This window comes from Sphingomonas sp. OV641 (assembly GCF_900109205.1).
Lineage (GTDB): Bacteria > Pseudomonadota > Alphaproteobacteria > Sphingomonadales > Sphingomonadaceae > Sphingomonas.
The window spans coordinates 54,180-78,076 of sequence record NZ_FNZB01000007.1 but is presented as its reverse complement, the minus strand read 5'-3'; the positions used below and the strand labels follow the sequence as shown (position 1 = coordinate 78,076).

At 64.4% G+C, this 23,897-nt stretch carries 28 protein-coding genes and 1 pseudogene; 10 read left to right on the top strand and 19 right to left on the bottom strand.

What is annotated here, in order from left to right:
• Nucleotides 1–264: 264 nt before the first annotated feature.
• Complete coding sequence (locus BMX36_RS18860) at nucleotides 265–888, bottom strand: recombinase family protein (protein WP_170172280.1); 624 nt, start codon at nucleotides 886–888, stop codon at nucleotides 265–267.
• A 279-nt stretch (nucleotides 889–1,167) separates the two neighbouring features.
• On the opposite strand from BMX36_RS18860, the gene BMX36_RS18855 reads away from it, so the two are divergent.
• The 8 genes from BMX36_RS18855 (at nucleotide 1,168) to BMX36_RS18820 (ending at nucleotide 7,892) form a co-directional block, all read left to right on the top strand.
• Entirely contained in the window at nucleotides 1,168–1,416 is a 249-nt protein-coding gene (locus BMX36_RS18855) for an AbrB/MazE/SpoVT family DNA-binding domain-containing protein (protein ID WP_046408754.1), read from the top strand.
• The gene (locus BMX36_RS18850) at nucleotides 1,409–1,804 is read left to right on the top strand and encodes a type II toxin-antitoxin system VapC family toxin (RefSeq protein WP_046408755.1); all 396 of its coding nucleotides are present in this window, start codon (nucleotides 1,409–1,411) and stop codon (nucleotides 1,802–1,804) included. The genes BMX36_RS18855 and BMX36_RS18850 overlap by 8 nt, the downstream gene beginning before the upstream one ends.
• A 51-nt stretch (nucleotides 1,805–1,855) precedes the next feature.
• The gene (locus BMX36_RS18845) at nucleotides 1,856–3,250 is read left to right on the top strand and encodes a toll/interleukin-1 receptor domain-containing protein (protein ID WP_046408756.1); all 1,395 of its coding nucleotides are present in this window, start codon (nucleotides 1,856–1,858) and stop codon (nucleotides 3,248–3,250) included.
• Nucleotides 3,247–4,782, top strand: coding sequence for an argonaute/piwi family protein (locus BMX36_RS18840; protein WP_046408758.1), 1,536 nt, complete (start codon nucleotides 3,247–3,249; stop codon nucleotides 4,780–4,782). The genes BMX36_RS18845 and BMX36_RS18840 overlap by 4 nt, the downstream gene beginning before the upstream one ends.
• 158 nt (nucleotides 4,783–4,940) lie before the next feature.
• Nucleotides 4,941–6,206, top strand: a complete 1,266-nt coding sequence (locus tag BMX36_RS18835) for a hypothetical protein (RefSeq protein WP_093067965.1) — start codon at nucleotides 4,941–4,943, stop codon at nucleotides 6,204–6,206.
• Complete coding sequence (locus BMX36_RS18830; RefSeq protein WP_256210887.1) at nucleotides 6,203–6,778, top strand: site-specific integrase; 576 nt, start codon at nucleotides 6,203–6,205, stop codon at nucleotides 6,776–6,778. The genes BMX36_RS18835 and BMX36_RS18830 overlap by 4 nt, the downstream gene beginning before the upstream one ends.
• A 211-nt stretch (nucleotides 6,779–6,989) precedes the next feature.
• Entirely contained in the window at nucleotides 6,990–7,601 is a 612-nt protein-coding gene (locus BMX36_RS18825) for an AbiU2 domain-containing protein (RefSeq protein WP_037448276.1), read from the top strand.
• Between the two features lie 87 nt (nucleotides 7,602–7,688).
• A complete protein-coding gene (locus BMX36_RS18820) occupies nucleotides 7,689–7,892 on the top strand; it encodes a hypothetical protein (protein WP_233447709.1) in 204 nt (67 codons plus the stop codon).
• A 44-nt stretch (nucleotides 7,893–7,936) separates the two neighbouring features.
• Here BMX36_RS18820 and BMX36_RS18815 read toward each other — a convergent pair whose 3' ends face one another.
• From BMX36_RS18815 to BMX36_RS22225, 15 genes are all read right to left on the bottom strand, one after another.
• A complete protein-coding gene (locus tag BMX36_RS18815; RefSeq protein ID WP_037448186.1) occupies nucleotides 7,937–8,257 on the bottom strand; it encodes a single-stranded DNA-binding protein in 321 nt (106 codons plus the stop codon).
• Between the two features lie 320 nt (nucleotides 8,258–8,577).
• Entirely contained in the window at nucleotides 8,578–9,015 is a 438-nt protein-coding gene (locus tag BMX36_RS18810; RefSeq protein WP_037448189.1) for a hypothetical protein, read from the bottom strand.
• 3 nt (nucleotides 9,016–9,018) lie between these two features.
• Entirely contained in the window at nucleotides 9,019–9,279 is a 261-nt protein-coding gene (locus BMX36_RS18805) for a type II toxin-antitoxin system Phd/YefM family antitoxin (protein ID WP_037448192.1), read from the bottom strand.
• 59 nt (nucleotides 9,280–9,338) lie between these two features.
• The gene (locus BMX36_RS18800; RefSeq protein WP_037448195.1) at nucleotides 9,339–9,842 is read right to left on the bottom strand and encodes an N-acetyltransferase; all 504 of its coding nucleotides are present in this window, start codon (nucleotides 9,840–9,842) and stop codon (nucleotides 9,339–9,341) included.
• A gap of 157 nt (nucleotides 9,843–9,999) precedes the next feature.
• Nucleotides 10,000–10,518 (bottom strand): DUF736 domain-containing protein, encoded by a 519-nt coding sequence (locus BMX36_RS18795; RefSeq protein WP_093067962.1) that lies wholly within the window; start codon nucleotides 10,516–10,518, stop codon nucleotides 10,000–10,002.
• A 162-nt stretch (nucleotides 10,519–10,680) separates the two neighbouring features.
• Nucleotides 10,681–10,998, bottom strand: coding sequence for a DUF7673 family protein (locus BMX36_RS18790; RefSeq protein WP_093067961.1), 318 nt, complete (start codon nucleotides 10,996–10,998; stop codon nucleotides 10,681–10,683).
• A 64-nt stretch (nucleotides 10,999–11,062) separates the two neighbouring features.
• Nucleotides 11,063–11,761: a hypothetical protein gene (locus BMX36_RS18785; protein WP_093067980.1), complete on the bottom strand. Its 699-nt coding sequence runs from the start codon at nucleotides 11,759–11,761 to the stop codon at nucleotides 11,063–11,065.
• Nucleotides 11,751–12,833: a Mom family adenine methylcarbamoylation protein gene (locus BMX36_RS22230; RefSeq protein WP_256210884.1), complete on the bottom strand. Its 1,083-nt coding sequence runs from the start codon at nucleotides 12,831–12,833 to the stop codon at nucleotides 11,751–11,753. The genes BMX36_RS18785 and BMX36_RS22230 overlap by 11 nt, the downstream gene beginning before the upstream one ends.
• Nucleotides 12,834–12,851: 18 nt before the next feature.
• Nucleotides 12,852–13,175, bottom strand: coding sequence for a hypothetical protein (locus BMX36_RS18775; RefSeq protein ID WP_037448223.1), 324 nt, complete (start codon nucleotides 13,173–13,175; stop codon nucleotides 12,852–12,854).
• The gene (locus BMX36_RS18770; RefSeq protein ID WP_093067958.1) at nucleotides 13,172–13,879 is read right to left on the bottom strand and encodes a phosphoadenosine phosphosulfate reductase domain-containing protein; all 708 of its coding nucleotides are present in this window, start codon (nucleotides 13,877–13,879) and stop codon (nucleotides 13,172–13,174) included. Before BMX36_RS18770 ends, BMX36_RS18775 begins: the two co-directional genes overlap by 4 nt.
• 49 nt (nucleotides 13,880–13,928) lie before the next feature.
• Nucleotides 13,929–14,687 carry a PRTRC system ThiF family protein gene (locus BMX36_RS18765; RefSeq protein ID WP_093067955.1) on the bottom strand — a complete coding sequence of 253 codons (759 nt, stop codon included), beginning with the start codon at nucleotides 14,685–14,687 and terminating at the stop codon, nucleotides 13,929–13,931.
• Nucleotides 14,677–15,336: a PRTRC system protein A gene (locus BMX36_RS18760; protein WP_093067953.1), complete on the bottom strand. Its 660-nt coding sequence runs from the start codon at nucleotides 15,334–15,336 to the stop codon at nucleotides 14,677–14,679. Before BMX36_RS18760 ends, BMX36_RS18765 begins: the two co-directional genes overlap by 11 nt.
• Nucleotides 15,333–16,160 (bottom strand): PRTRC system protein B, encoded by an 828-nt coding sequence (locus BMX36_RS18755; protein WP_093067950.1) that lies wholly within the window; start codon nucleotides 16,158–16,160, stop codon nucleotides 15,333–15,335. The genes BMX36_RS18760 and BMX36_RS18755 overlap by 4 nt, the downstream gene beginning before the upstream one ends.
• Nucleotides 16,161–16,167: 7 nt before the next feature.
• Entirely contained in the window at nucleotides 16,168–17,085 is a 918-nt protein-coding gene (locus BMX36_RS18750) for a hypothetical protein (protein WP_205499366.1), read from the bottom strand.
• Nucleotides 17,086–17,107: 22 nt separating this feature from the next.
• Nucleotides 17,108–17,332 carry a hypothetical protein gene (locus BMX36_RS22225; protein WP_205499365.1) on the bottom strand — a complete coding sequence of 75 codons (225 nt, stop codon included), beginning with the start codon at nucleotides 17,330–17,332 and terminating at the stop codon, nucleotides 17,108–17,110.
• A 35-nt stretch (nucleotides 17,333–17,367) separates the two neighbouring features.
• On the opposite strand from BMX36_RS22225, the pseudogene BMX36_RS18745 reads away from it, so the two are divergent.
• Together BMX36_RS18745 and BMX36_RS18740 are read left to right on the top strand one after the other, a co-directional pair.
• Nucleotides 17,368–17,595 (top strand): annotated as a pseudogene (locus tag BMX36_RS18745) (integrase); the annotation flags it as partial.
• Nucleotides 17,592–18,596, top strand: coding sequence for a tyrosine-type recombinase/integrase (locus tag BMX36_RS18740; RefSeq protein WP_093067947.1), 1,005 nt, complete (start codon nucleotides 17,592–17,594; stop codon nucleotides 18,594–18,596). The pseudogene BMX36_RS18745 and the gene BMX36_RS18740, both read left to right, overlap by 4 nt.
• A 139-nt stretch (nucleotides 18,597–18,735) precedes the next feature.
• On the opposite strand, the gene BMX36_RS18735 is transcribed toward BMX36_RS18740, so the two are convergent.
• The 3 genes from BMX36_RS18735 to BMX36_RS18725 form a co-directional block, all read right to left on the bottom strand.
• Entirely contained in the window at nucleotides 18,736–21,189 is a 2,454-nt protein-coding gene (locus BMX36_RS18735) for a strawberry notch-like NTP hydrolase domain-containing protein (RefSeq protein ID WP_093067944.1), read from the bottom strand.
• A gap of 81 nt (nucleotides 21,190–21,270) precedes the next feature.
• Complete coding sequence (locus BMX36_RS18730) at nucleotides 21,271–22,125, bottom strand: DUF7146 domain-containing protein (RefSeq protein WP_037569604.1); 855 nt, start codon at nucleotides 22,123–22,125, stop codon at nucleotides 21,271–21,273.
• Between the two features lie 116 nt (nucleotides 22,126–22,241).
• Nucleotides 22,242–23,546 (bottom strand): replication protein RepA, encoded by a 1,305-nt coding sequence (locus tag BMX36_RS18725; protein WP_037456189.1) that lies wholly within the window; start codon nucleotides 23,544–23,546, stop codon nucleotides 22,242–22,244.
• Nucleotides 23,547–23,897: the final 351 nt, after the last annotated feature.

Here is a 23,897-nt window from a genome sequence, read left to right as displayed (position 1 = left end):
TGTGCGATCGGCCGAGACCAAGCCGGTAGCCGCGTAGCGACGCTCGCCGACAAATAGCGCGATCAGAATGCCGCCACTTAGCGCGAGCGTTTACATCCGCGGGTCTACAGGTGTCGGAACCCCGTGTCAGAATGGCAGGTTGGAAGCGACTATGCGCGATTATCCTGCGGTGATACCCAGGATGCCGCTCTGCTGCTCCACGCGGAGACCAATCCGCGGTGGGGTTCGGTCTGCCACGACCCGCAGGTAAAACATGTACGGTACTCAACTAGTCTTCTGCGGCTGAGCGGCCCTTGAGCGGTGGAGCGCGGTCACGCGCTTGACGTGGGCGATGCTGCACCCGGCGAGCTCCGCGGTCTTCGCGATGCTCATGCCCGCCTCGCGCAGACCTACGATGCGCCGGTGGTGGGCGAGGTCCGGCTTGCGGCCGGTGTACCGCCCCGCCCGCTTGGCAATCTCGATGCCCTCGCGTTGCCGCTCGCGCCGGGTCTCGTAGTCATCCCGCGCCGTCTGCAGCGCGACCCGCAGCAGCATGTCCTGCACCGCCTCCAGCACGATGCGCGCCACGCCTGCGCTATCAGCTACCAAGTCCGACAGGTCCACAATGCCCGGCACCGCCAGCCGAGCCCCCCTGCCCCGGATAGCATCCACCAGCAGTTCCGCTTCCTGCAGAGGCAGGCGGCTGATGCGGTCGATCTTCTCGGCCACCACCACCTCGCCCGGCTGCAGGTCCGCCACCATGCGCAGCAGCTCCGGCCGGTCCGGTCGCGCGCCCGACGCCTTCTCCCGGTATACGGCCGCGACATAAAAGCCGGCCGCCCGCGCACCAGCCACAATGCTCTCCTGCCGCGTCAGGTCCTGCTCGTCCGTGCTTACCCGCAAATACACCCGCGCCGCCCTAACCTCGCTGCCTGCCACCTGCTCATCACTCCTACTTGGCGTTGTTGGGTATACCCTTGTGAGCCACCGCTGCGGCATCCGGCTCGGAATAGCAAGCGCCGATCCTGTCGAGCCTAGCTCAGCTAGTCAGGCCTAAGTAGCTACCGCGCGCAGATATGAACGGCCACCAATCACTAAACCCGTTGAAGGGTCCTGCTTTGCGCTATCCGTCAGCGCCGACATCCGGTAAGGTCTGGTGATTGGGTCAGCCAAGCGAGGTCAGTGCAGATGGAAGCACAGAGGGTCAAGATCGTGGATGGTGGCAAGCTCGTGATCCCGGCGGCAATGCGCCGTGAGCTCGGGATCACCACAGGTGACACCGTTCTCGTCGATGTGGACGATGGCGAGTTGCGGGTACGGTCCGTACCGAGAGCGTTAGAGCGGGCTCGCGCGATCCTTCGCAAGTATGTGCCCGAAGGCGTCGGCCTGGCTGACGAGCTGATTGCCGAACGCCGGCGTGAGGCGGAGCGTGAGTAGCAAGGTCGTACTCGACGCCTCCGCCCTGCTCTGCCTTCTGAACGACGAGCCCGGGGCTGATCGGGTAGTCGACGTGCTGACCCGCAGTGTCATCGGAACGGCAAACCTGGCCGAGGTCGTGTCCAAGCTGCGGGAGCGTGGCCTGTCGCTGGACGAGGTGCGTGAGGCGCTCGGCGGGTTGCACCTCGATGTTCGGCCGCTCTCCCCTGCCCAGGCGCTCATCATAGGCGACCTCCGGCCGTCGACGAAGGCACTTGGTCTTTCGCTTGGCGACCGGGCATGCCTTGCTTTGGCGATCGATCTGCAAGCGCAGATGTTCACGACGGACGGCCCGCTGGCGAGCGCGGATGTCGGCATTACCATCACCAACGTGCGCCCTCTGGCGTAGTAGGCCCATATTCGTGCTTTTGGGTACGGTACGCTGCAGGCGGGGACACGCATGACAACCGTTCCGACACTGGTGCGCGACACCATTCTGATCACGCACGCCAACCCCGAGGATAACCGGTTCGCGCGGTGGCTCGCAGGTCGCTTGACCACTGCCGGGTACAAGGTCTGGGTCGACGTTGGCGCGCTTCGGGGTGGCGACGATTTCTGGGACAAGATCGAGCACGTGCTGCGGCACGAGGCGATCAAGCAGATCGTCGTCGTGTCCGAGCACATCGGCAAGCAAGGCGTAAAGAAGGAACTCGCCCTCGGCGACGTCATGCGTCGCAAGCTCGGCGATGCGGAGTTTATGATTCCGATCCGAATCGCCGACGTGGATTTCGGCGATTTCCCGACGGAGATCCTCCGCCAGAACGCACACAATGCGTTCCCTAACTGGGCTGCCTGCCTTCAGCCCCTGTTCGAGACGCTCGACTCCTCACGTGTGCCAAAGGTCGAGCATCCGGACGCCGAGCAGCTTGCGATGATCGTCGCTGCCCAAGAGGACGGTCGAAAGCTGGTCACTTCAAGTCCCGAGACGCTCTACAGCAACTGGTTCGAACTCCGGGCGAGGCCTGACGTCTGGATCCTGGAGGCGAAGGGAACGACTGCGCAGCTGGAAGCCTGGAGCCAGTTCACACGTGTTCCCCATGTACTACACGATGGAGGGGTGATCGCCTTCTGCGGACCCGATGCTATCGAGCGTCTCGACAACGGCGCTCCGCCTTTGAAGGCGCGCGCCAGCTTGCCATTCAACGGCGTGATCGACGGTACCTATAGCCGCCACTTCGTTGAGCGTTCCAATGCACGGCGGATCGCCGTCAATTTGATGCGTCAGCACTGGGACTTGGCCATGCATCGTCTCGGGCTACTTCCTGTCGATTTCGCCTCGGGCGCCCGCGGCCGCTTCTTCCCCGACGGACTCATCGACGGAAGAGTGAAGCTGACGCTGAGCGATGGACATCGGGTCGACCGGGTCCTGAGCGGCAAGTTCAAGGATCGGCGCTGGCATCTGTGCCTTGTCGCTCAACCCAAGCTCTGGCCGGATGCTCTCTTCCGGGTCCATGCCAATGTCGCGGTGACGACCGATGGCCGAACCCCGCTCCCGGGTGAACAGCTGCAGCGTATCCGGTTGCGCCTCACGCGGTCTTGGTTCAACGACAAATGGCGCGACATGCTGCTCGCCGCGATGGGGTGGCTTGCCGAAGGTGATCCGACCCTAGACATTGCCGCGTCCGGTGAGCGCCTTGCGGTTGCCAGCCTACCGATGAGCTTCGACTTCCCAGTCAGCTTCGCCGCGGAAGAGGACCGCCGAGTCGAGGAGGACGAATCCGGCCAGATAACCCTGTCAGAGGACTTCGAAACGGCTTTCGACCGGGATGAGATGCCGGAGGAGGCCGACGCATGAGCATTCTCACGCATCGCATCGCCGAACCTTTGCTTGAGTTCGGTCACGGGCAGCAGATGGAAGCGCCAAAAGATGGGCTCTTCCTCTTCGGGCCGCTCGAAGGCCCCGATGGCCGCTCCCAGGTGCGCTTGGGCGTCATCGGGACGGAGAGCGGCGTCGGCCTATCCCGCCGCTGGTTAGAGCGGATCAGCCTACATATCCCCGGCAAGGTCGATGCGAAGGGCAAGCCCGTTCTATGGGCACCCGCATGGCCAGGCTTCGAGGCCTGCTTCGGCATCGCGCTGCCAACCCGCGGCATGGTCGAGCTAGCGCTCAAGAGCGGCGACATCGATCATTGCATCAAGAAGAACAATCGCGCCGACGCGGTCCGATCCACGGTGCTGCTGTTCGCCGACGCGATCCGCGCGCACATCCGCGCCGAGGAGCGCCGTCCCGACGTCTGGCTCGTTGTCGTTCCGGACGTCGTCTATCGCTACGGACGTCCCCAGGTAGCACCACCGCCCAGAGACGAGCGCACTCCCTCTGACATCACGAGCTTCAAGGACGCCAAACGCTTCTTCCAGATGGGCGGCGACCTGTTCCCAGACACGGTGCGGGATGCCGAAACCTACCTGTTCTCGAGCAATTTCCACCACCAGTTGAAAGCCGAGTTGCTGCAGGACGGCGTCGTCCTCCAGCTGATCCTCGAAAGCACGCTGGTCGACCGCAACCTCAACATCACCAACGACCGCCGGCGCGGCCTCCAGGACGAGGCCACGGTTGCCTGGAACTTCTGCACCACGCTCTACTTCAAGATGGACGCCAAGCCGTGGGCGCTGGCCCATGTCCGCCCTGGCGTTTGCTACGTCGGACTGGTGTTTAAGAACGACGACACGCCTGCGGCAACGGGCGAAGCCTGTTGCGCCGCGCAGATGTTCCTCAACTCAGGCGACGGTCTCGTATTTCGCGGCGCCCTTGGGCCCTGGTACTCCGACGAGCGCAAGGAATATCACCTGTCGAGGAGCGCGGCGGCGAATTTGATGACCTCGGTGGTCGAGGGCTATAAGCTCAAGCACGGCAAGCCACCGAACCAGCTGTTCATCCATGGCCGTCACCGCTTTTCCCACGATGAGTGGGACGGCTTTTGCAGCGCAGTGCCCACTGAAACACAGCTGGTAGGAGTCAGGATCAAGCAGCTCGATGATGTTCGGCTGTTCCGCCCCTCTGCGTCGACACCGGTCCTGCGCGGCACAGCCCTTACCGTGGGTGACTGGTCAGGTTACCTTTGGGCGCGGGGGTTCGTGCCGCGGCTGGCAGGGTATCAAGGGTTCGAGACACCCAAGCCGCTCACCGTCGACGTGACGCATGGCGAAGGGGACATTGTAGAGGTGCTCGGCGACATCCTTGCGCTCACCAAGGTAAACTATAACGCCTGCGATTTTGCGAGCGCCCTGCCCGTGACGCTCAAGTTCGCCGACCGGGTGGGTGAGATCCTGATGGCGTCGCCTCATACCGTTACCGCACCGCCGCTGCCGTTCCGGCACTACATCTGATCCCATGAGCGCCGACTGATGCCGATGGCAGGTCGAGCGTAAGGCGAAGACTCTGACGTCCACCAATTTAGGTGCAATCCGCTATTTCGGAAGCGTGCCGCCGGGCAGATGCCGTCCACCATTTCAGGAAAACCTACAGCTTCGATACGATCCTGACCATGATCATCGACATCCCAACCGCCGGCGAATTTCATGCCGCCGGCCTCAAGCAGGTTCACCTGGCGTGGCAGATCGCGATGGACTCGGTGCATGATTACGATGGTGCAACGTACTACAAGCTGGCCGACGAAACGCCCGAGGAAGCGGTTGAGGAATTTTGGCAGCGCTCGCAGCCCGCGCTCGCCAACGCGTACAGCCTCATCCAGCAAGGCATGGAGCTGGCGCTCAAGGGTCGGATCGCGGCGGTATCGCCCTATCTCCTGATTGGTGGGCCGAAGGATTGGCCGAAGGGCACCGCCACTGGGCCGGTCTCGTTCGGTGAATTCCGCACGCTCGACGCCACGGACCTCATACCCGTCCATAACAGTGTGGTTGCCTCTCCCTTGGACGAGCCGTTCAAGACGTTCTGGGAACAAGTCAGGCGCGATCGCAACAAGATCATGCATTCATCGGCGCCGGGCACGTTCACGCCCGAGCAGGTGGTGAAGACGCTGCTGACAGCGATCGAAGCGCTCTTTTCGGAGGTCCCGTGGGCGCAACGGTTGATCGAATTGGAGGACGAGAGCAAATTCGCCTCGCTCGGCTTCGTCGACAATGCCCGAAACCACGTCCTGCGACAGATCGCCACCGCCATCCGTCATCTGAAGCCCGCTGAGGCCAAGCGCTTCTTCGGCTATGATGACGATCGGCGGGGCTATGTGTGCCCGCACTGCTATTTCGCGTCGAACCGCGATTGGCAGGACGACTGGTCCCGCCTTGCTCAGTTGACGACCAAATCGCCTGGGGCGACCGAGCTCTACTGCCTAGTGTGCGAAGAGACGACTGTTACCGAGCGCGCGCCGTGCGGTCAGACCGAATGCAAGGGCGATGTCATCGCCGAAGGGATCTGCCTGACGTGCACACATAGCCAGGACGAGTGTTTCGACGTCGCATCCGGCTTGGTGGATTCGACGCTCTCCAAGGCCGATCACTGCTACGACTTCGTGTTTGGCTACGGCACCGCTGGCGCTGGGGGCTACTTCGCAGGCGACCAGCAGACCCTTGCCAATGACGCAGACGCTAAAGAGCATGGCAGATTTGCCATGCGCGAGAAGCATCTTCAGCGGTGGAACACGGTCTCGATCATGCATGTGCAGCGGCGTAACTTCCCCGATCTCACCGATGCAGATCGGGTGCTAGGTCATTGGAGCCGAAATGGCGACAATCTCGATTGGATCGACGGTGTCCGTGCCGATCGCCCAGATATGGGAGGCCTATCGGAATGAGCCAAAACGACGGCGAAAGCCTCAAAGCGATCATGGCGGGCACCGTCGCGGTGCTCAATCAGGTAACTTCCCTGGAGCCGTTTCTTCCTGACCTTTCGCCTGACGATCGCGAGCGGGTTGACGCTTATGTCGCGCGGGCCTCGGCCGAGGCGACGTTGCGCGCATACAAATCCGACTGGCGGCTTTTCTGTGCCTGGTGCGGGGAGAATGGATATCGGCCGCTTCCGGCGGCACCCGCAACCGTTGCAGCCTTTTTGACCCTGCTTGCCGAACGCGGGTTCGTGCCGGCCGAGCCGCGGCGAACGAAGCGCGGCACTGTCCTCGAGCGCAGAGATCCCGTGCCGTTGGGCCGTGCCACTGTCGGCCGTCGCTTGGCCGCAATCGTCTTCGCCCATCGCGCAGCGGACATGGAGCCCCCCACTACTCAGCCTGACGCCGCCCGTCTCGAGAAAGCCGTGCGCGGCATTCGTAAAGACAAAAAGGGAGAGCTCCCCGGAAAGAAGCGCGCGGCTGATGGGGACGTCCTTCGTGACATGCTCCGCAGTATCACAGGCGAGGATCTCCGCGCCTAAGGGCGGAGACCCGGCGGAGACGGGGCTCCGGGAGCGACAGCGAGTAGAGCGCCGGTCCCGCCCGCAGGGTGGGATGCGTCGAACCATTGGCGGTTGATGACAGCGCGACGACGGCAGGTCGCAGGCGGCGGGCAAATCTGGCAAGCAGCGTCTTTGACGAACCTGCGGAGTGCGCGTGAAGGCCCTGATCCAGGCGAACTATGAGGAGCGATTGTCGCGCTATGCGACGCTGCTGCACGGGACCGAGCCACCCGGCCTGGCCGCCAAGCTCGGCGTCTATGCGCAGCTGCTCCGGCAGCATGAAATCCATGGCGATCGCCTCTGGACGATCGAGCCGATCCTCTATCCATTGATGCTGTCGGCCGAGACCGACCTCCACCTGGCCGTCGCGCGGCTGCTCGAGGATCCCCGCCGGGCGGAGGGCAGCGTGTTTGCGTTTCTGGAGTTCTGTCGGAAGAACCGGGAAAACATCGCCTGGAAGGCGGGCACACCACCCGCCGATGTGCTCGACGCGCAGGTCGCGGCGCTCGAGAGTCATCGGCCGACGATCGCGGCGATCATGGGCCGCCGGGACCGGTTCTTCGCGCACCTGGACAAGAAGTATTTCCTCGATCCGGGGCGAATCTACGAGGATTATCCGCTTGAAGGGTCTGCGGTTATCGCGCTCGCCAATGCTGTGATCGCCGTGATCTCGGAGCACCAGTGGAAGCTCAGGGAGCACGCCAATTTCCATTTCGCCGAGTTCTTCGAGATCGGTGTCGACAACATGGTGCGCAATCTCGAGGCGGGCCGCCGCCAGAACTACCCGGGCCAGCTCGACTGACATCGATCGATCGATTGTCGGTCCGCCGGCGGCACGAAAAATGCTATACGGAGTCGGGGCGCAGGATCACGATGCATGGAGAGCGTCATGAGATTGGCGATGGACGAGGCCATGATCCGGGACGCCGCGGAGGCACTCGCCGCGCGGTTCAAGGATCTGCTGGTCGACGGCTTGGCGCGCAGCTTCACCCTGTCGCGCGACGAGGTGGTGCTGGCGCTGGGTTTCACGCAGAGCGTGGCCGACCTGCTGACGCCGACGATCCCGGCGCCGGCGATGCGGCTTCCGGCCTGAACACAGGCGGACAGAGCGGCGCGTGAGCGCCGCTCCGTTGCGCTTCAGAAGAAGTCGATCTTGTCGGCGATGATCTCGCAGCCGTAGCGCGTCACGCCGTCGCGGTCCTCCCAGCTCGAATAATGCAGGCGGCCGGTGATCGCGACCACGTTGCCCTTCTCCCGGATCGCGGCGGCACGGCCGAGACCGTTGAAGCAGGTGATCTTGTGAAACTCGGTTTCCTTGGCGGTGTAGCCGGTGGCCTCGTCGACATAGGTCTTGCCGTCCCTGAGCTTCACGCGATCGGTCGCGACGATGAGGGTGGTGACGGTGCCGCGCGTCTCGGGGTCCTTGGCGACCCGGCCGGTGATGTTGACGTTGTTCATGGGACTGCTCCTTCCGATGCTGCGGCGGCCTTTCCGCCGGTGACACCGAAGAGCGGCGTGCGGGCGCGGCCGACACCGGAGCGCGAAGCGCGGAGGGAAACCCCGGGAGCGAGCTGGCGCGGGCAGCCGCGTAGCGGCAACACGGGCGAGCGGATGGGGTTGTGGGACGCGGCCGTCTCGCCGCAGGTGTCAGGAACCGGCGACGGAAAGGCGCTGGCACCAAAGGATGACGGGGACCCACCACGTCGATGCGGGGCCGATCGGCGATTGACCGGCAAATGCAGCGTCATCTCATTGGACGCGTCTGGCGGCGCAATGGGTCAGGAGGTCCGCTTAACCTGGGCGATCTTGCCAGCGTCGTAGGCGGCAAGCCAACGCGTGCGAATGGTCTCGTAGAGGCTGGCCGGGAGCACGCCGTATGCGACGTCGCCGGCCGGATCGCCGGGCGCTGGACGCAGGTCGGGGCCGGGCCATTGGAAGTGGTTGAGTTCGGTGAGGATCACCCATGATCGCTCGTCGTCGAGGCCAAGGCGCGCCTTCGTCGCCGCCGGGATCTCCACCGCGAGTTTAGGGTCAGCCGGGGGCGTGTGCGTCACCGGAAGGACGGTGACCATTCTTGCGCCGGCCTTGGTGGTTGCGGTCAGGAGGATGGCGCAGGGGCGGTCCTTGCTGCCCTCTTCGTGGCCGGCCTTGGCTTCGTGGCTCCAGAGATAGGCGTAGCGGATGACGAGGCCTGGAACCGGTTCAGGTATTTTCACGCGTCAGGACTCGACCTCGTTATCGAACGCGGCTGCCTCGGCAGGCGCTCGCGCGGCGCGCACGCCCTCGGCAATCTCGTCCGGGATGTTGTCGAGCGTGTAGACCTGACGATCACGGCTCTTGAGCCGCTGATATTCGGCATGCGACAGAAGCACGAGGCTTTCATGCCCATGATGGGTGATGGTCAGCGGGCTCTCGAGGGCCTGGCGGCTGAAGCGGCCGAAGGATTTCGAGACCTCGACGGAACTGGCGGTCTGGGGCATGGCGATTCTCCTGCCCGGAATATACGGAGTTTCCGGATAAATTCAAGGACGGCGGCTGACTATCGGGCAGGTCGCGTCCAGAGCGAGAGGTTCCCTCTGGCGCCTTGCCAGTCCTGGCCTTGGCGCGAGAAGCCCGCCCGGCTCAGCTTCCCGTGCATCCTGGGATTGTCGGTCGTGGCGAAGCAGGCTTTGGTGAGCGGATCGGCCACGGCGCGAACGAGGCGCTCCCCGAGGCCCTGCCCTTCCATGTCCTTTGCCACGACGATGTAGCCAAGTTCCGGGGCATCCTCATAGCCATCGATTGCCACGCCGGCCTCGGCGAACTTCTTGCAACGATAGTTTGTGGACGGGTCTTTGAGGACGCCGGCACCGACGATGCGATTGGTCCCGGGCTCGCGAAGCAGTTCCACGCGGTGGCTTCGGCCGAGCCGCGGCAGGATACGTTCGATCGTGTCGGGGATCGCCCCGCCGTCTTTCACAAGCGCTGCAAGCGCTCGTTGATCGTCCCGCCCGAGGTCGGTGAAGCGGCCGGTCCAGGAAACGGGTTGATCATCGGCCGCCATCGGCACTCCTTGCTGACCGCGTGTCCGCGGCTTCCCGGATTCTACCGAAGATCGGTGTCCGGCCTATAGCCGGAAACAGAAAAAAGGGCCCGCTTCGCCGGGGGGAGCGAAGCGAGCCCTGGTGATCCGTGCGCCCGATGAGGCGCACGGCGTGAGGTCAGTCGGCCATCTCGGGCTGGCGGCGGCGACGGCCGCCGGAAGCGGGCTCGCCACCGGAGGCGGGCTCTCCGCCGAACGCGCCATCGGCCGAGGATTCGCCGAGCCCGTCCGTGCCTGCCGGCGCCGCCGGCTCGCCCGCGCCCGGCAGCGGCGGCAGGCCGTCGTCGGCCGCGACCGTGTCGGTGGGCGCATCGCGGCGGCGCGTCGGACGCGACCAGACGATGTTGTAGGAGCCGTCCTCCTGGCGGAAGGCCGAGATGTAGAGCGGCTTGTCGAGGCTCGGATCCTCGATCTTGCCGTTGAGGAAGGTCTCGCCGGTCGAGTTGGACGAGAGTTCGAACAGCGCGCCGACCTGAACCCACTGGCGGGCAGCCGAGAGCGCGAGGATCTCGAACTTGGGCGCGCGGGGATTGGCGGAGTGGACGGTGCGCAGCGCGATCACGATCGCGATGGTCAGCGTCGAGATCTTGCCGGTGTAGGTGCCGCTGGCGTTCTGGGTGATGGTGCCGATGTTCATGGGTGGTCTCCTGAGAAAGTTCGCTCGAACCCCTTGTCCGAACACCTTCTCTGACCCCCTCCTCTCCTCGGCCGTTCGGCCGAGTAAGGCGCGTCAGCGCCGCTCCGACAAGCGCCACTTCGGCGCCGTCGGGATCGTGTCACTGACCGAGTGGAACGGGAGTCAGGACTTTCGCGCGAGCGAAGGACGCCAAAGGGCGATGATGTCCTGCATCTCCTCGGCAAAGCCCAAGCTATCGATGTAGACGGCGCCGCAGTCGTTCTGCCCGAGGAAGCCGATAACGCTGGTGATGTCGTTGGCGATGGCGATATCGAGGCCGAAGAGATCGGCAATCTCGAAATGGCCGAGATCGGGGCCATTCCACCAAGCCATCAGGAAGTTCGCGACGCGGCGCGCCTGGCCGGTGTCGCTCATCGCGATTGGGATCAGGCGCGTCAGCGCCGCGCGCGCGGAATCATAGTCGGTCTGGATCGAAGTCATCGGCGGGCTCCCGGATGACAAGCTATCGGGATGCGTGCGCTGCGCAAAGGACTTCCCGCTGCCCTCAGAGACGCAGCGGCGCTGGCATCGCCAGCCATTCGGGCTGATCGTCCGCGATCGGAAGGTCGAACTTCGCGGCCTCGGTCTCGCTGAACACGGTCGCCCGCGCAAGGCTGCCGAAGCCGTCCTCATTGTTCCAGAAGCTGAGGCCGGGTTCGCCGTTGCGCGTGGCAAGGACAAAACCGTCCGCGCCTTCGTCGCTCGCCCGGGCGATGGCACGATCGAGCATCAGCGAGGTGTGGCCATATTCGATCGTGTCGGCGGTTATCGCGACATGGCCGCCGCCAAACTCGCCGGCGCGCAGCCTGTCGCAATCCGAGGCCCACTCGAAACCGAACGGCAATGCCGACGGGGCGCAGCGCTGGATGAGCTTGGCCGCGGTCTCCACGCCGAACTGCTCGCCCGATAAGAAGACCACGACCACGCCGTCCGCATCGGGCCCGGCGAAGTCGATGTCGAAATCTAGGCTCGGATAATTTTCGTCCCGGAAGAGGTCGAGCAGCCCGTCGAACGGGCTCTCCGGCGTGCGCGGGAAGAGCGCGGCGAAGTCCGCGCCCAGGTCGCGATAGTGGGCCTCGAGCACGTCGAGGCCTATCTCGGCATCGTCGATCATCTCGATCGCGCCGACGACGCGGTGAAGAAGATCGGCCTCAGCGCTGGTGACCGCAATGCCGAACGCGGCCTTGGTATAGCTATTGGACATGACGGCCTCCGTGGCTGGCGGGGTTGTCGGCATCGACACCGCGGACGACGAGCGGCGGCACGGTGAATTCGGCAGTATCGAAATGCGCGAGGACGGCCTCGAACGAGCCGAGCATCTCGATCTTGCTTCGGCTGATGACGACCTCGTCATCCTCGGTGACCGCGTAGGACGTGATGCGCTCGTCGCCGGTCGAAACGACGCGTTCAGGTCCCCACTGGCCGGAATAGCCGCCGCACCATCGAACGAAGGGCAATCGATGGGAAAGGCACCAGCTTTCGAGATCGTCGAAGCTGCCGCCGGCCACCTCATGGGCGAAGAGGCTGAGCGGCTCACCCGCGACATGATGATGCGCTTCGAAAGGCTCGCCGTCCCATTCGATGGCGAGTCGCTCGCTTGCGATGATGTCGACCAGCTCGTCGAACTCGGCGGCGTTGAGCGTGCCTCCGACGATGATCGAGGCGGATATCGACGGCCTCGGGACGCCGAGCGCGACCAGCTGGTCGATCGCACCAGCATGTCCTTGCTCGCCGAGACGAATTTTTGAGAGGGTCCGTCCCGAGATGGTGATGTCGCCGACGCGGAGCATGGTACGCGGCCTCGTGATCGCCCGGTGCGCGGCCGAGAGCGCGCAATAGACCCGGCCAATATGCCCGGCGCCGGGGTCGCTATACGAGACCACGGCCTCGATTCCCGGCCGTTCACGGCGGAGGTGCCGGAAGGCGCGCGCCACGAAGAAGCTCTCGCCGTTCTGCGGCACTGCGTCGGTCAGGATGAGACGGGCCAGGACGCAGCCGCGTGCGGGATCGTCGAAGCCGGTGTGGCGTGAGATCACGGCGCCGGTGGTCGGCACTGCGAAAACGGCGACGCCTTCGAGAGCACCACTGCGATCGAACAGGCCGACAGCGACTTGGGCCGCCGGATAGGTCGGGAGGTAGTGGTGCCGTGCGATGAACGCGCGCGCCACGGCATGGTCGATGACCTCGACCCGATAGGCGCTTGGATCGATGAGCTCGAGGTCGCGCGCCCATAGCGCGCGCCGCTCGCGCCATCGCTGGCTGCGGTCGGTTTGCATGAGGTGATGATCCGAAGGTCAGAGCAGACGAGGCTGACGGGCGTGATCGTCCAGCATTTGCCGTGCGAAGCGCTCGGCGCCCGCCTGGTCGGTTGATGGGAGCAGGTCATGTGTGCAAAGCAGGCGAAAGCTATGATCGCGTTCCATCGCGCACAGCCATCGATCACGGCCCTCGACATCCACCATCGTGAGGGCGAGGCACCGCGACCCGGCATAAGGGTTGGTGTCGATCGGATCGCCGGCGAAGCCGGCCAGCGACCAGAAGCGCCAGCCGAGCGGCGGCTGATCCTCGATCTCGGCGGTGAGGCGACATTGGCCGATGGCGACATCGATCGCCGTCATCGCGCGGCCTTCCGTGGCGCGACCGCGAGAAGCTCGGCAAATCGCTCCATGATCGAAACCGCGGTGGGAAAGCGGTCTGGCAGGGAATGGCGTGCCAGGATCGGGCGCCGGGCCGCGGCAATGTCCTCGGCCTCGGCCGGAGTGGGCAGCCGGGGCGGCCAACCTTTGACGTATCGCAGACCTGGCGGCATCGACGCTTCTAGACGGCGGCGCTCGAGCTGGTCGGCCTTGGCGCGCGCGACGTCCGACCTGAGCCCGGCGCTCAGCAGCCGGGGCGCGACGTCGGCGAGCCACCGCGTCGGCTGGAAGGGGAACGTCGAACGAGCCTCGATGCCGACCAGTTCACGATAAACCTCGGCATTCGACGGCGCCGCTGCCGACGCCTCGAGGTCCTGCAGCGAGGCGAAAATGCAATAGCGACAGGACAGCCGGCTCGAGCCCCACGTCGAATAAGCTTCATGCAGCAGGATCCCGAGCATGCGGTGGGCGTGAAACACGTCGCTGCTCGTCCAGTCGGCAATCGGATGCCACGTCATCATCGTCGTTCCGTGCCGGTTCCCGGCCTTGGCGTACCGCTCGTCGGCCTTGGCGATCGGGATCGAGGCCCGGTTGTGGCTTTCGTCGCGGCGCAGCCCGAGAACGGAGATGATTTGTTCGCCCTGGTGCATTCGGGCAACCGCCGGTCCGATCACCGCCGCCTTCATTTCGGATTGGCAGAAGCGAAGCGATGCCGACGACCACGGTCCGATCAGATTATAGGTCTCGAGCGCCGCGTATCGGGGCGCAGCGTCCGCTGCCGAGATTGATGAAAGCTCCGGCGTGACCGATCGACCCGCGACCGAGCAGGTCGAACAGGAGTGAGAGCGCGTGGCTCGCGACGATGCGGTTCACGAAGAGGGATTGTCGCTCCAGGGCCTCGGCGACCGAGCAGGATGGCGCGTCGTCGTCCGGCACGCTCTCGTCAGCGAGTTCCGGAAAATATTCGAGGACGGTGGGCAGGCGACGCTCGTTCCGGCGATGGGCAGCGGCGGGGCAGCCGATGATGTATTGGCCATCGCCGGCGCGGTTGCCGAGGTCCAGCCAATAGGCGGGTGCCTTGGACCCTCCACCGAGCGCGGCGCCGAGGGCGCGGCGAGCTGAGGCGGTATCGACGCAGCTGATCAGAATGTCCGCCCCCGATACATCGATCGCCTCGGGCGCTCGGCCGTGAACGGCTCGCCAGGCGAGACCGTGCGCAAGGTTGATCCGCTCCGTCAGCGTATGGGCTTTGGAGTTGCCGAGATCGCAGCGGTAGAAGGGCTGCCGGCCGAGGTTCGCCTCGGTTACGACGTCATCGTCGACCACGATCACATGAAGGGATCGCGACGAAATTGCGCGCAACGCCGTATCGAGCGAGGGGAGGCCCATCAGAATCTGGGCGCCATTTCCCCCGCACCCGATCAGAACGACATTGATTACGCGGTGGTGGAGCCCTTCCGGCAGGAAGTGGCGATCACGTGTTTCAGGCGTCATGACCGTATCCTTCGAAGGGGCTGCGCGGGAGCGGAAGAAACATCCCGCCGGCGCAAAGCCGAGAGGCAAACTCGGGACTGTCGGGACCGCCAAGGCGACCGATGACGAGCGCAATCTTGGTCGCGTGAGCGTCATCGGCATCGTCCGTGGCGCTGAAGAAGGCCCGGCCATGGCCGTGGCTGTGGATATCGCAGACGATGTGGCGGTTCCCGGGCAGGACAGGTGTCCGATAGACCAGGCGCGACGGCGTCGCCTGGTCGATCTGCGGGAAATCGAGAAGGAAGCGCCGATCGTCCTCGTCCCACACGATGAAGGCGGCCGCCTCATTGGGCAGCGCCGCGCCGAAATGATCGATGATCTGGGCCAAGAACGCCCGCGGTATCAGGCCGCACCGAAGGTTGGCGCGAGGCTCGCCCACGCTGCCATAGGGAAGGTAGGCGGCAATCGGCGGCGTGACAGGCACATCGAGCTCGAGCCGCGGGCGCCTGACAATCAGGAAGACGCCGTCTCGGCCGATCGCGAGGCAATGGCCCGCGCGCGAAGCCCGTACCGCGTCCAGGCCGGGTGAGCTGCCGCTCGGCGGCGCAGGGAAGCACGGGACGGCCGCGAGCAAGGCAGCCGCCGTGGGGTCATCGGCGAGAGCCGTCATCGTCTCGTCCTTTCGATGAGTTGGCCAAGCGTCAGCGGCTCGATAGCCTTGCGGGACGATGCCGCAACCGACCGACGTTTGACGGCGAAAGCCTTGAGACGCCTGACCGGGAAGCGGGCGGCGCGGCGCGCCGCAAGGTCGTCCCAGAGGGAGATGAGTCCACCCTTGCCCGAGACCGTCTGGTCCTGCCCGTGATTGGGATGAGTCGACCAGGACTCGAACAATGCCCGCTCGAAGTCCGGGATGGCGGAGACGGACAGCGTTCCGGGCTTCGGGATATTCCCCCAGCAAAGCGTGCCGTCGGCGTAGACATTGAGGATCGGCGAATGGAAGACGATAGAGTCGGCAGTCGGCCGCTCATCCTCTCGAAGCGCGTAGACTCCCAGCGATCGCTTCGTGGCAACGAGCAGGTGGGCCGGGTAAGGGACCGAAACCACCGTTCTGGTGGAAAGAGCCTTCAGGCCGGCGAGCGGCGTGCTCAGATTGAAGTAGGCCGGACGAACCTCCGCCGGGATCCACCACGCGAGGAGATCCTGGTGCGCAACGAGCACGTTGTGCGGGAGGAGCTCGGGCGCGGCGGCGCGACCCAAGGCCTCGGACCATTGGCGCAGGTGCGCCCGTGTCAGCGGCTTGCCGGCGGCGATCCTCGGCCCGGCGTCGTCATCATGCTCGATGTGATGAAGGCTGGCGAACGCCCGCCCATCCTGGCCGGGAGCGCCGTAGCGCGTGCCGCTTCTCGCGGCCTCGGTTCGATAAAGCAGGATGGCGTTGGTCAGCACCAGCCCGCCGGCGGTGGCTTCGAATTGGGTCGAATGCTTTGACATGGCTGCCTCACAGGGTGTCGGGATCGAGCTGGATCAGCTCTTGGGCGGCGAGCAGAAGCCGGGCGCCCGCCTCGAGCGATGCGAACCAATCGGTGACGCGAGCGGCGTCCGGCAACGGGCAGAGGCCGGCGATGTCCATGAAACCGTATTCCATGCCGTGGCGTGCGACATCGTCGACCTCGCGCGCGAACTGCTCGACGGGCACGAGCGTCAGAGGAGGCAATGACGAGCACTCCTCCAGGTCCGGCAGATATTCGTGGAGGGTCGCGCCGTCGAAATGCCAGGCGTTCTTCTCATCCGGCAGGGCCCGAAGCGCCCGGTGGCTGCATCGCAGATTGCGAAGCGCGCTGCGCAGGCCGTTCGGCAGCGACCGCAGCGGCGCTGCGTTCGCCGCGATCATCCAGTCCGGCCTTCTGTCATTCATGTCAGAGGGAAGGATGGTGTCTTCAAGATCCTCCGGATCGGCACCATGATAGGCCACGAGCGCGTCGCGAGCGGCTTTGTCCTCGATTTCGCCATCCCAATAGTACATCGAGATTTCTTCGAAGAGATCGTCGTAGCCGAAGATCGGAAGCGCTGAGCCCATGGTCCGGGCGAGCGCGGTATAGGCAGCGGCGCGCCAGCCGATCTGGGCGTCGCTGGTCTCGATCCAGCCGAGGTCGAGCTGTCCCATACTGTCGCAGACGATGGCGATGGCCGGCGCGTCCATGTCCTCGCTGTTGAGGACGGCGACGCGCAGTTCGGCCAGTTCGAGCGGCCTGAGAATATCCAGAACCGCCTTATCGAAAACGCGCTCGATGCGGCGTCGAGCCTCAGCGCGCGTGCAACGCCGTGCCGTCTGGTCGCGCGATGCGACCCAACCGCCAATCAGCTTGTGATGACGTGCAAGCGGCTGATCGAAACTGACCGGGATCTCCCGGGACAAGACGACCGACCGACCGGCCAGGTCAGCCGAGCGGGGGCAGTCGCAAGCCGTTGGGAGACTGGAGGGGCTCGGCCGGTTCGCCGTGTTGCGATGCCGGGTCGATGAGGATCTTGAGGTGGAGGGCCTGGGCCTGCGGGTCGCAGGGTGGTCCGGGAGAGCGGGTAGCGTCGCCATCATCGAACTCGATCCATTCGAGAAGTGTCTTGCGGGATGCGGCGGGAAGGACCGCGTCGGCCTTGCGCGCCACGGCTATCCCTTGGTGCCGACCGCGCGGCGGTACTCGGTGACATGGGTATGCGGATGCACGATTTGCGCCATACCTTCGCCGTGCGCTCGCTGGAGTCCTGTCCGCCGGACAGGGAGGCCGTGGCACATCACATGGCCGGCCTCAGCGTCTATCTGGGACACGCGTCGGTCGCCAACACCTACTGGTATGTCGAGGCCACCCCGGTGTTGCTGCGCGACATCGCGGTCGCCAGCGAACACCTTTACCTGGGAGAAGCGGCATGACGGCACTCGCCCCTTATCTCTCGGCGTACCTGCGCGAACATCTTCCGCGCGACCGCGCCGTCAGCCCGCACACGGTGAAGACCTACGCCAACTGCTTCGTGCTGCTGGTCCGGTTCGCTGCCGACCGGTTGAAGCGTCGGCCAACCGATCTTGAGGTCGAGGATCTCGGCACGGACCTCATCCTGGCCTTCCTCCACCATGTTGAGAACGGACGCGGCAGCTGCGTGAGGACCCGCAATGGCCGATTGGCAGCGATCCGATCATTCTTCCGGTACATCGAGTATCGCGTGCCTGCCTGTCTCGATCAGGCCCTGCGCATTCGTGCGATTCCAACCAAGAAGACCGACAAGGCACTGATCGACTACCTCGACCGGGCAGAGATCAAGGCTTTGCTTGATGCACCTGATCCCCGGACCCGCCTCGGCACTCGTGACCGCGCTATGTTGCACCTGGCCTATGCTGGCGGGCTCAGGGTGTCGGAACTCGTATCGCTGCAACAGCGCGATTTCCCGGACCGTTCGCTGTCCACCATGCACATCATGGGAAAGGGCCGCCGCGAACGGGTCTTGCCGCTCTGGAAAGAGACCCAGATCGCATTGCGCGCATGGCTTGCGATCCGCCCCGAAGCGCAGGTTTCCGAGATATTTCTCAACGCGAACGGGCAGCCCATGACGCGTGACGGGTTCGCATTCCGACTGGCCGAACACGTTAAGATTGCCGGAATCAAGCAGCCTTCGATCCTCGGAAAACGGGTCACGCCGCACGTGCTGCGCCATTCCTGCGCCATGCACACGTTGGCGGCGACAGGTGACATTCGCAAAGTCGCGCTGTGGCTCGGCCACGCCAGCATCCAAAGTACCGAGGCCTATCTGCGCGCCGATCCCGAGGAGAAGCTGCAGATTCTCGCGGCCCACGGCGCCCCCGCCATCATGCCCGGACGCTTCAAGCCGCCATCCGACGCTCTGATCACCATGCTTACCGACGTTCGAAGACTGGCCTGACCCGTCCCCAGACATTCCCCTGATCCTCATATATTATCTGGAGTGAAATCATGGAAAACCGAAGGAAACCTGCGCCTCCTGCCGCCACGCTCGACATAAACTGCGACTGCAAAGAATACGTGTAATGTTGAGCTCAACATTAGACATATTCCCGGGGCGAGAGGTCGATCTCGAGGTCCGCGCGGTCGTCGGGGCTGAGCGCGCCTAGTCTCCGGTCAAGAATGGACTCGGCCGTCGTGACGAGCTGCATCACGACTGACTGCCCCGCGGCGAGATGCTCGTGGACCGCGGCGATGACGGTGGGGAGCTTCATGGAGAGCAGAACCTGTCCGAAAAAGCGCTGCTTCGTGGACTCGAACCGCGAGCGCGCGGATGCCTTGGCGCCGCTGTTCAAAGTCGCGTTCTCAAGCGCATCGACGATGCCGGTCAGTTCGAGCGCCTTCTCCAAGTTCTGGTGAATGATCGACCACGCGTCCGCATAGGTGTCGTAGATCTCGATCTGCGCGGCGGTCAGCTCATGGCGCAGAATGTCATATTCGACACCTGCGAAGCTCAGTGCGCGGGCCATGTAGAGGCCGGTGGCCTTGAGATCGCGCGCGACCAGCTCCATCGCGGCGATCCCGCCTTTGCTGATGCTGCTGATGAACTGCTCCCGGTCGGGGAAGGCGGTCCCTGGGCCCCAGAGCCCCAGTCGGACCGCATAAGCGAGGTTGTTGACGACAGAGGCGCCGGTGGCTGAAGCATAGAGGACGCGGGCCGCGGGCAATTGGTTCTGGAGGAGCACGCCGCAGATTCCCTGCTGGGATCCATCCTTGGTGCCGAGAGCGCCCTCCCCACCCGCAACGCCGCCCATCTCGTGGGCCTCGTCGAAGGCGATGACACCGTCAAAATCGGCCCCGGCCCAGTCAACCAGCTGCTTCAGGCGACCGTAGTCACCACGCATCGAACGCAGCGTCGGATAGCTGACGAACAGCACGCCCTGGTCGAGGCTGATCGGCTCATCGATCTTCCAGTTGGAGATGGGCTGAATGTCGCCGTTAAGGCCGCCAAGGGCCGTCCAGTCGCGTCGCGCGTCTTCGAGGAGCGGCGCATTCTTCGAGACCCAGATGTTGCGGCGGCGGCCCTGGAGCCAGTTGTCGAGGATGCAGGCCGCGATTTGACGACCCTTCCCCGCCCCCGTGCCGTCGCCCAGGAAGAAGCCCTTACGATAGGAATGGCCGTCTTCGGCCAGCACGAGGCCGACACCCTCCTTGTCGGGTCTGAAAGTGCCTGGGATCCACTGGGTCCAGGCATGCCCCGCGTAGACGACCGTCTCGAGTTGGGAGGCGGAGAGCAGCCGCTCGGCGACGGTGCGCTCGGGCAGCGCCGGCACATACTCTGGGACCGGCGCCGGGATCGAGCCCATGGCGACAGATTCGACGAGCGGCGTTGGATGCTCGCCAGCGCTCGCGAAGCTGATACGGCTCGGTCGATATGGAAGATAGACGCCGCTCTGCTCGAGCAGCGGCGCCGGCGTCTCAAGTTTCGCATATTCGACGGGGAGCACGTGGTTGCGTGCCGGGGCATGGTAGGCGCGGGGCGCCGGACGGCTGCTTTTGACGGCCCGGAAGAGCGAAACTCCACCTGAGCGCTTCGGCGCCGACGCTCCGCGATCGGGCTTCGCCGACGATCGTTCGGGGATGATCAGGATATCGAGCAGCTCGGCAACGGACGAACGCTGGATGAGCGCGGGGGGCGACCGGCCGGGGACCTTGTCGATGACAAACAACCGCACGGCGATCGAAGTCCCATGCTTCAGGTAGCACTTCTCGAGACGGACGGCCGCCAGGACGCTCACGTCGCGCAGGATCGTCTCATATTGCTCACGCATGCGTGCGCTCGGGCCAAACCAATCGGGCATGATGGCAACGAGCCGGCCGCCCGGTTGAAGACGGCGCAGCGCCGCTTGCAGATGACGGACTGCGGCATAGTCGTCGGCGCCGCGGCCGACCGACCTCGAAAAGGGCGGGTTCATCAGGATGAGGGTTGGTCGATCGACGCTTGCGAGGGTGGAATTGATGGTCGCACCATCGTGCCCGGTGATCGATGCTGAGGGGAAAGCCGCCTTCAATCGGCCACGGCGGAGCGGATCGAGCTCGTTCAGATGGAGCGATTCGACGTGACGGAGCTGCGCGACCAATAGGCCGTTACCCGCGCTCGGCTCGAGCACGATGTCGTCGGGCTGGACGTTGGCGAGAAGCGTCATAACCGCAGCGATGTCGACAGGTGTCGAGAATTGCTGCCATTCGATCTGATCCTCGCTGCGAACCGTCTGAGTGGGCAGGCGATCGGACAAATCGATCAGCGCGCGGACGTCGCCGAACGCCGCAATTTTTTGGGCGCTCGACTGAAGATGGATGGCAAGGGCATGCTCGAGGAGTTCAAAGCTGGCGCGTTGTGTCCAGCGACCGTCGGCATCAGAACCGCCGAAGGCCTTGGTCATCGCGTCGTTGAGGTGACGACGCTGAATGGCCTCGTCGGAGCGCAGACGGGGTAGAAGGAGGCGCACGGCCTCGCGCTCAGCCTGGGCGGCCGCTTCGAAGAGATCGGACATGGGTGTGGTCTCCAGAGTGGGCTGCACCCTCGGCAGCGACACCCTTTCGATCCCCCTCCCCTCTCCTCCGGCGCTTCGCGCCTAGACGCGGCTCTGCTGCGCTCGGGCATCGAGCGCCTTTGCCCAATCCTTGTAGATTGGCGGCGGGGGCGCGCGTTCGATGATGAGGCCCGACCGGGCGTAATGCGCTTGGGCACTTTCGGCTGCCCTGTGCCCTTCGGAATCGTTGTCCTCGGCGACCAGGAGCGTTGTGACCGTGGGCGGAATGACGAGCTGGTTGAGCCGACGTGCGCCGAGTGAAGCCCAGCACGGGAGGTTGCTCAGGCGCGCGAAAGCGTCGGCCGTCTCAAAGCCCTCGGCGATGGCAAGGGTGTTGCCCCCTGCCCCGCCCCGCCAAGCGCCGTGCCCCGGGGCGCCAAGCATGACCTTGCGCGTGTAATGGGCGGTGTCGGGGTTCAGGAATATGCGTTGAATTGCGACCAGACGGTTTCCCTCGCGCACCGCTACCAGGAGAGCGGGTTCGAAGATCGTCTTCGGCTTGGGCAGGTAAGGGCAACGCGGATGGAAGCGAAGATCGCGTGGTGGTGGGAGGAGGTTCCGGCACTGGAGGTAGCGCTCGGCAAGGGTGCCCGGAACGTCGACCGCCTCATTCCAGATTCTTTCGACGTTCATCGGCCGCGGCGAGTCCGCCAAGGCGGGTGGCGGATAATGGCGACCCGGGCGAACAAGGCGCAGTTCACGCAGGACGTCTTCGCGCGAGCATCCTGCGAAACAGGTGACGAGAATGCCGCGATCCCCTTGCCGAATCGACAAGCTTGGATCGCGATCGCTGTGTGCGGGACAGCGGCACATCGCGACATTGCCGCTCCACGTGCCGCCCAGGGCCCCGACAATGTCGACTATCTCCTGCGATGGCCGTCTGGCTGTAAGCGGCATAATTCTACCTCCTGCTTACACGCTCGGCCCCTCCTTTCCTCTTTTCGGTCGGTCTGAGACTTGGAGACAGATTCAGCCTGCGCTCGCCTCAACGCGAACGGCTCGGAGATCATCGGTTAGTCGTCGCTTCGATTCGCGCGGCGTTCAGCATAGGCGACGACGAACTTCTCCCAGATCCGCAGCCACTCTGAATCGGTGCGCGGCCGGCTAAAATCGGGGCATCCCTTGCGGAATGCAGCCGCCATGTCATCCACTGACCACGGATGGCCCTTGGTCAGCGCGATCTGGCGGAAGACGGCCTCACGCGTGCCGTATGAGAGAGACCCGGCGGGGAACGGAAGAGTCGGCGCATCGTCCTTCGCGGGCGCGGACTTCGCTGCATGGGCCGGTTTGACCGATGATCTCGGTGCCGTTTTCGGAGCCTCGCCCCCGACGAGTCGAAGGTGCGGCCCCACGAGCTTGCGCTCCAGCGGTGCCGGTGACGGATGAAGAATGACCTTCCGCCCGGAGAGATCGACATTTGCGTTGGGATAGACCGCCGACACGATCTGCATGGTTTCGCGGACGGTCTGTCGGAAGCGCTTGCTGTCGGCCTCGTTGCCAAGGTGCTTGGCGAGCTGGTCCCATGAGATAACCTGGCCCTTGTCGGATCCAATCCGCGGGAGTCGGTAGGCAAGGTAAGTGTAGAGATCGAGCGCCGTTGGCGTACCCTTGAGCTCGCGGATGGCGATCTCATTGAGTGGCACGGCATGGTCGATGAGGTGCGAGTAGAACGCCTCGGACATACGGATTTCGCGCGCGAATGAGCCGTTCTTGTCGAGCGAACCGGCATATTCGTTGGAAATCTTGACGTCCCGGACAGCGAAGGCGTTGTCTTCCGTGTCGGTGCCGTCCCAGCGGATCTGCCACTCGCACGCCAGCAGCCGATCCACCTGCTCTCGCATCAGGTTGGCCGTCCCGCGTGGTCCATAAGACACGGTCTGGTAGCCAAGGCGGCGCATCCACTCGGTGAAATTGCGGCCAAGATAAACGTCCCGCGATTGCTTCATGACCGCCTGAGAGAGGAGGTAGATCAGGGCAACGCGTGGATAGGCGCCATAAGGCACACCAAGGCTTCGCATGACGGACTTGCCGTCGACATTCTGAAGCACTGGCCTGGGATTGATGGCCAGCGCATATTTGCCGTCCTCACGGACGATGGGCTGAGTGTCGTCCTTGGGCCGCTTGGTTGGCAGCGACATCGCACAAAGCGCGGAGTGGAGGAAGGCAGGAACCGGTTCTTCGTCCTGGACGCGCAGGAATGCGTCCAAGGTGAGCTGGGTGCCGGCGGTGGTGGCGAGCTTGCGGACGCTCTCCTCGCCGCCGTTGAGCATGGCTAGTGCGTACTGATGCCCCAGCGGCCTATGCTGATCCCCATTCATGGTCTGCCCTTCCCCCCGAATCGACCGGGGGCTGTGATGGGCATGTCTCAACAGGTTTGAGGCGTGAAATCAACCCCGTTGGCAGTTTGGGAGGGGAAAAGGCCGCGAGAGTTGCAGAAACACCGATGATGTCGGTGCCGTTCTGCGCCCTCCCCCTGCCCTCCTTCACCCAAAATCGAAAAATCAAAACGATTCGCGAATCGGTTTTTTATAGGGTGATTCTAGTAATAGGTATGGGCTCTGAGATCATCGGTCGGCTCGCACCGAGATCATCGCTGATACGCACCGAGATCATCGCAAAGTACCGAGATCATCGGTGGTTATCCACAGGTAGCCGTTTGTCGCCACAAT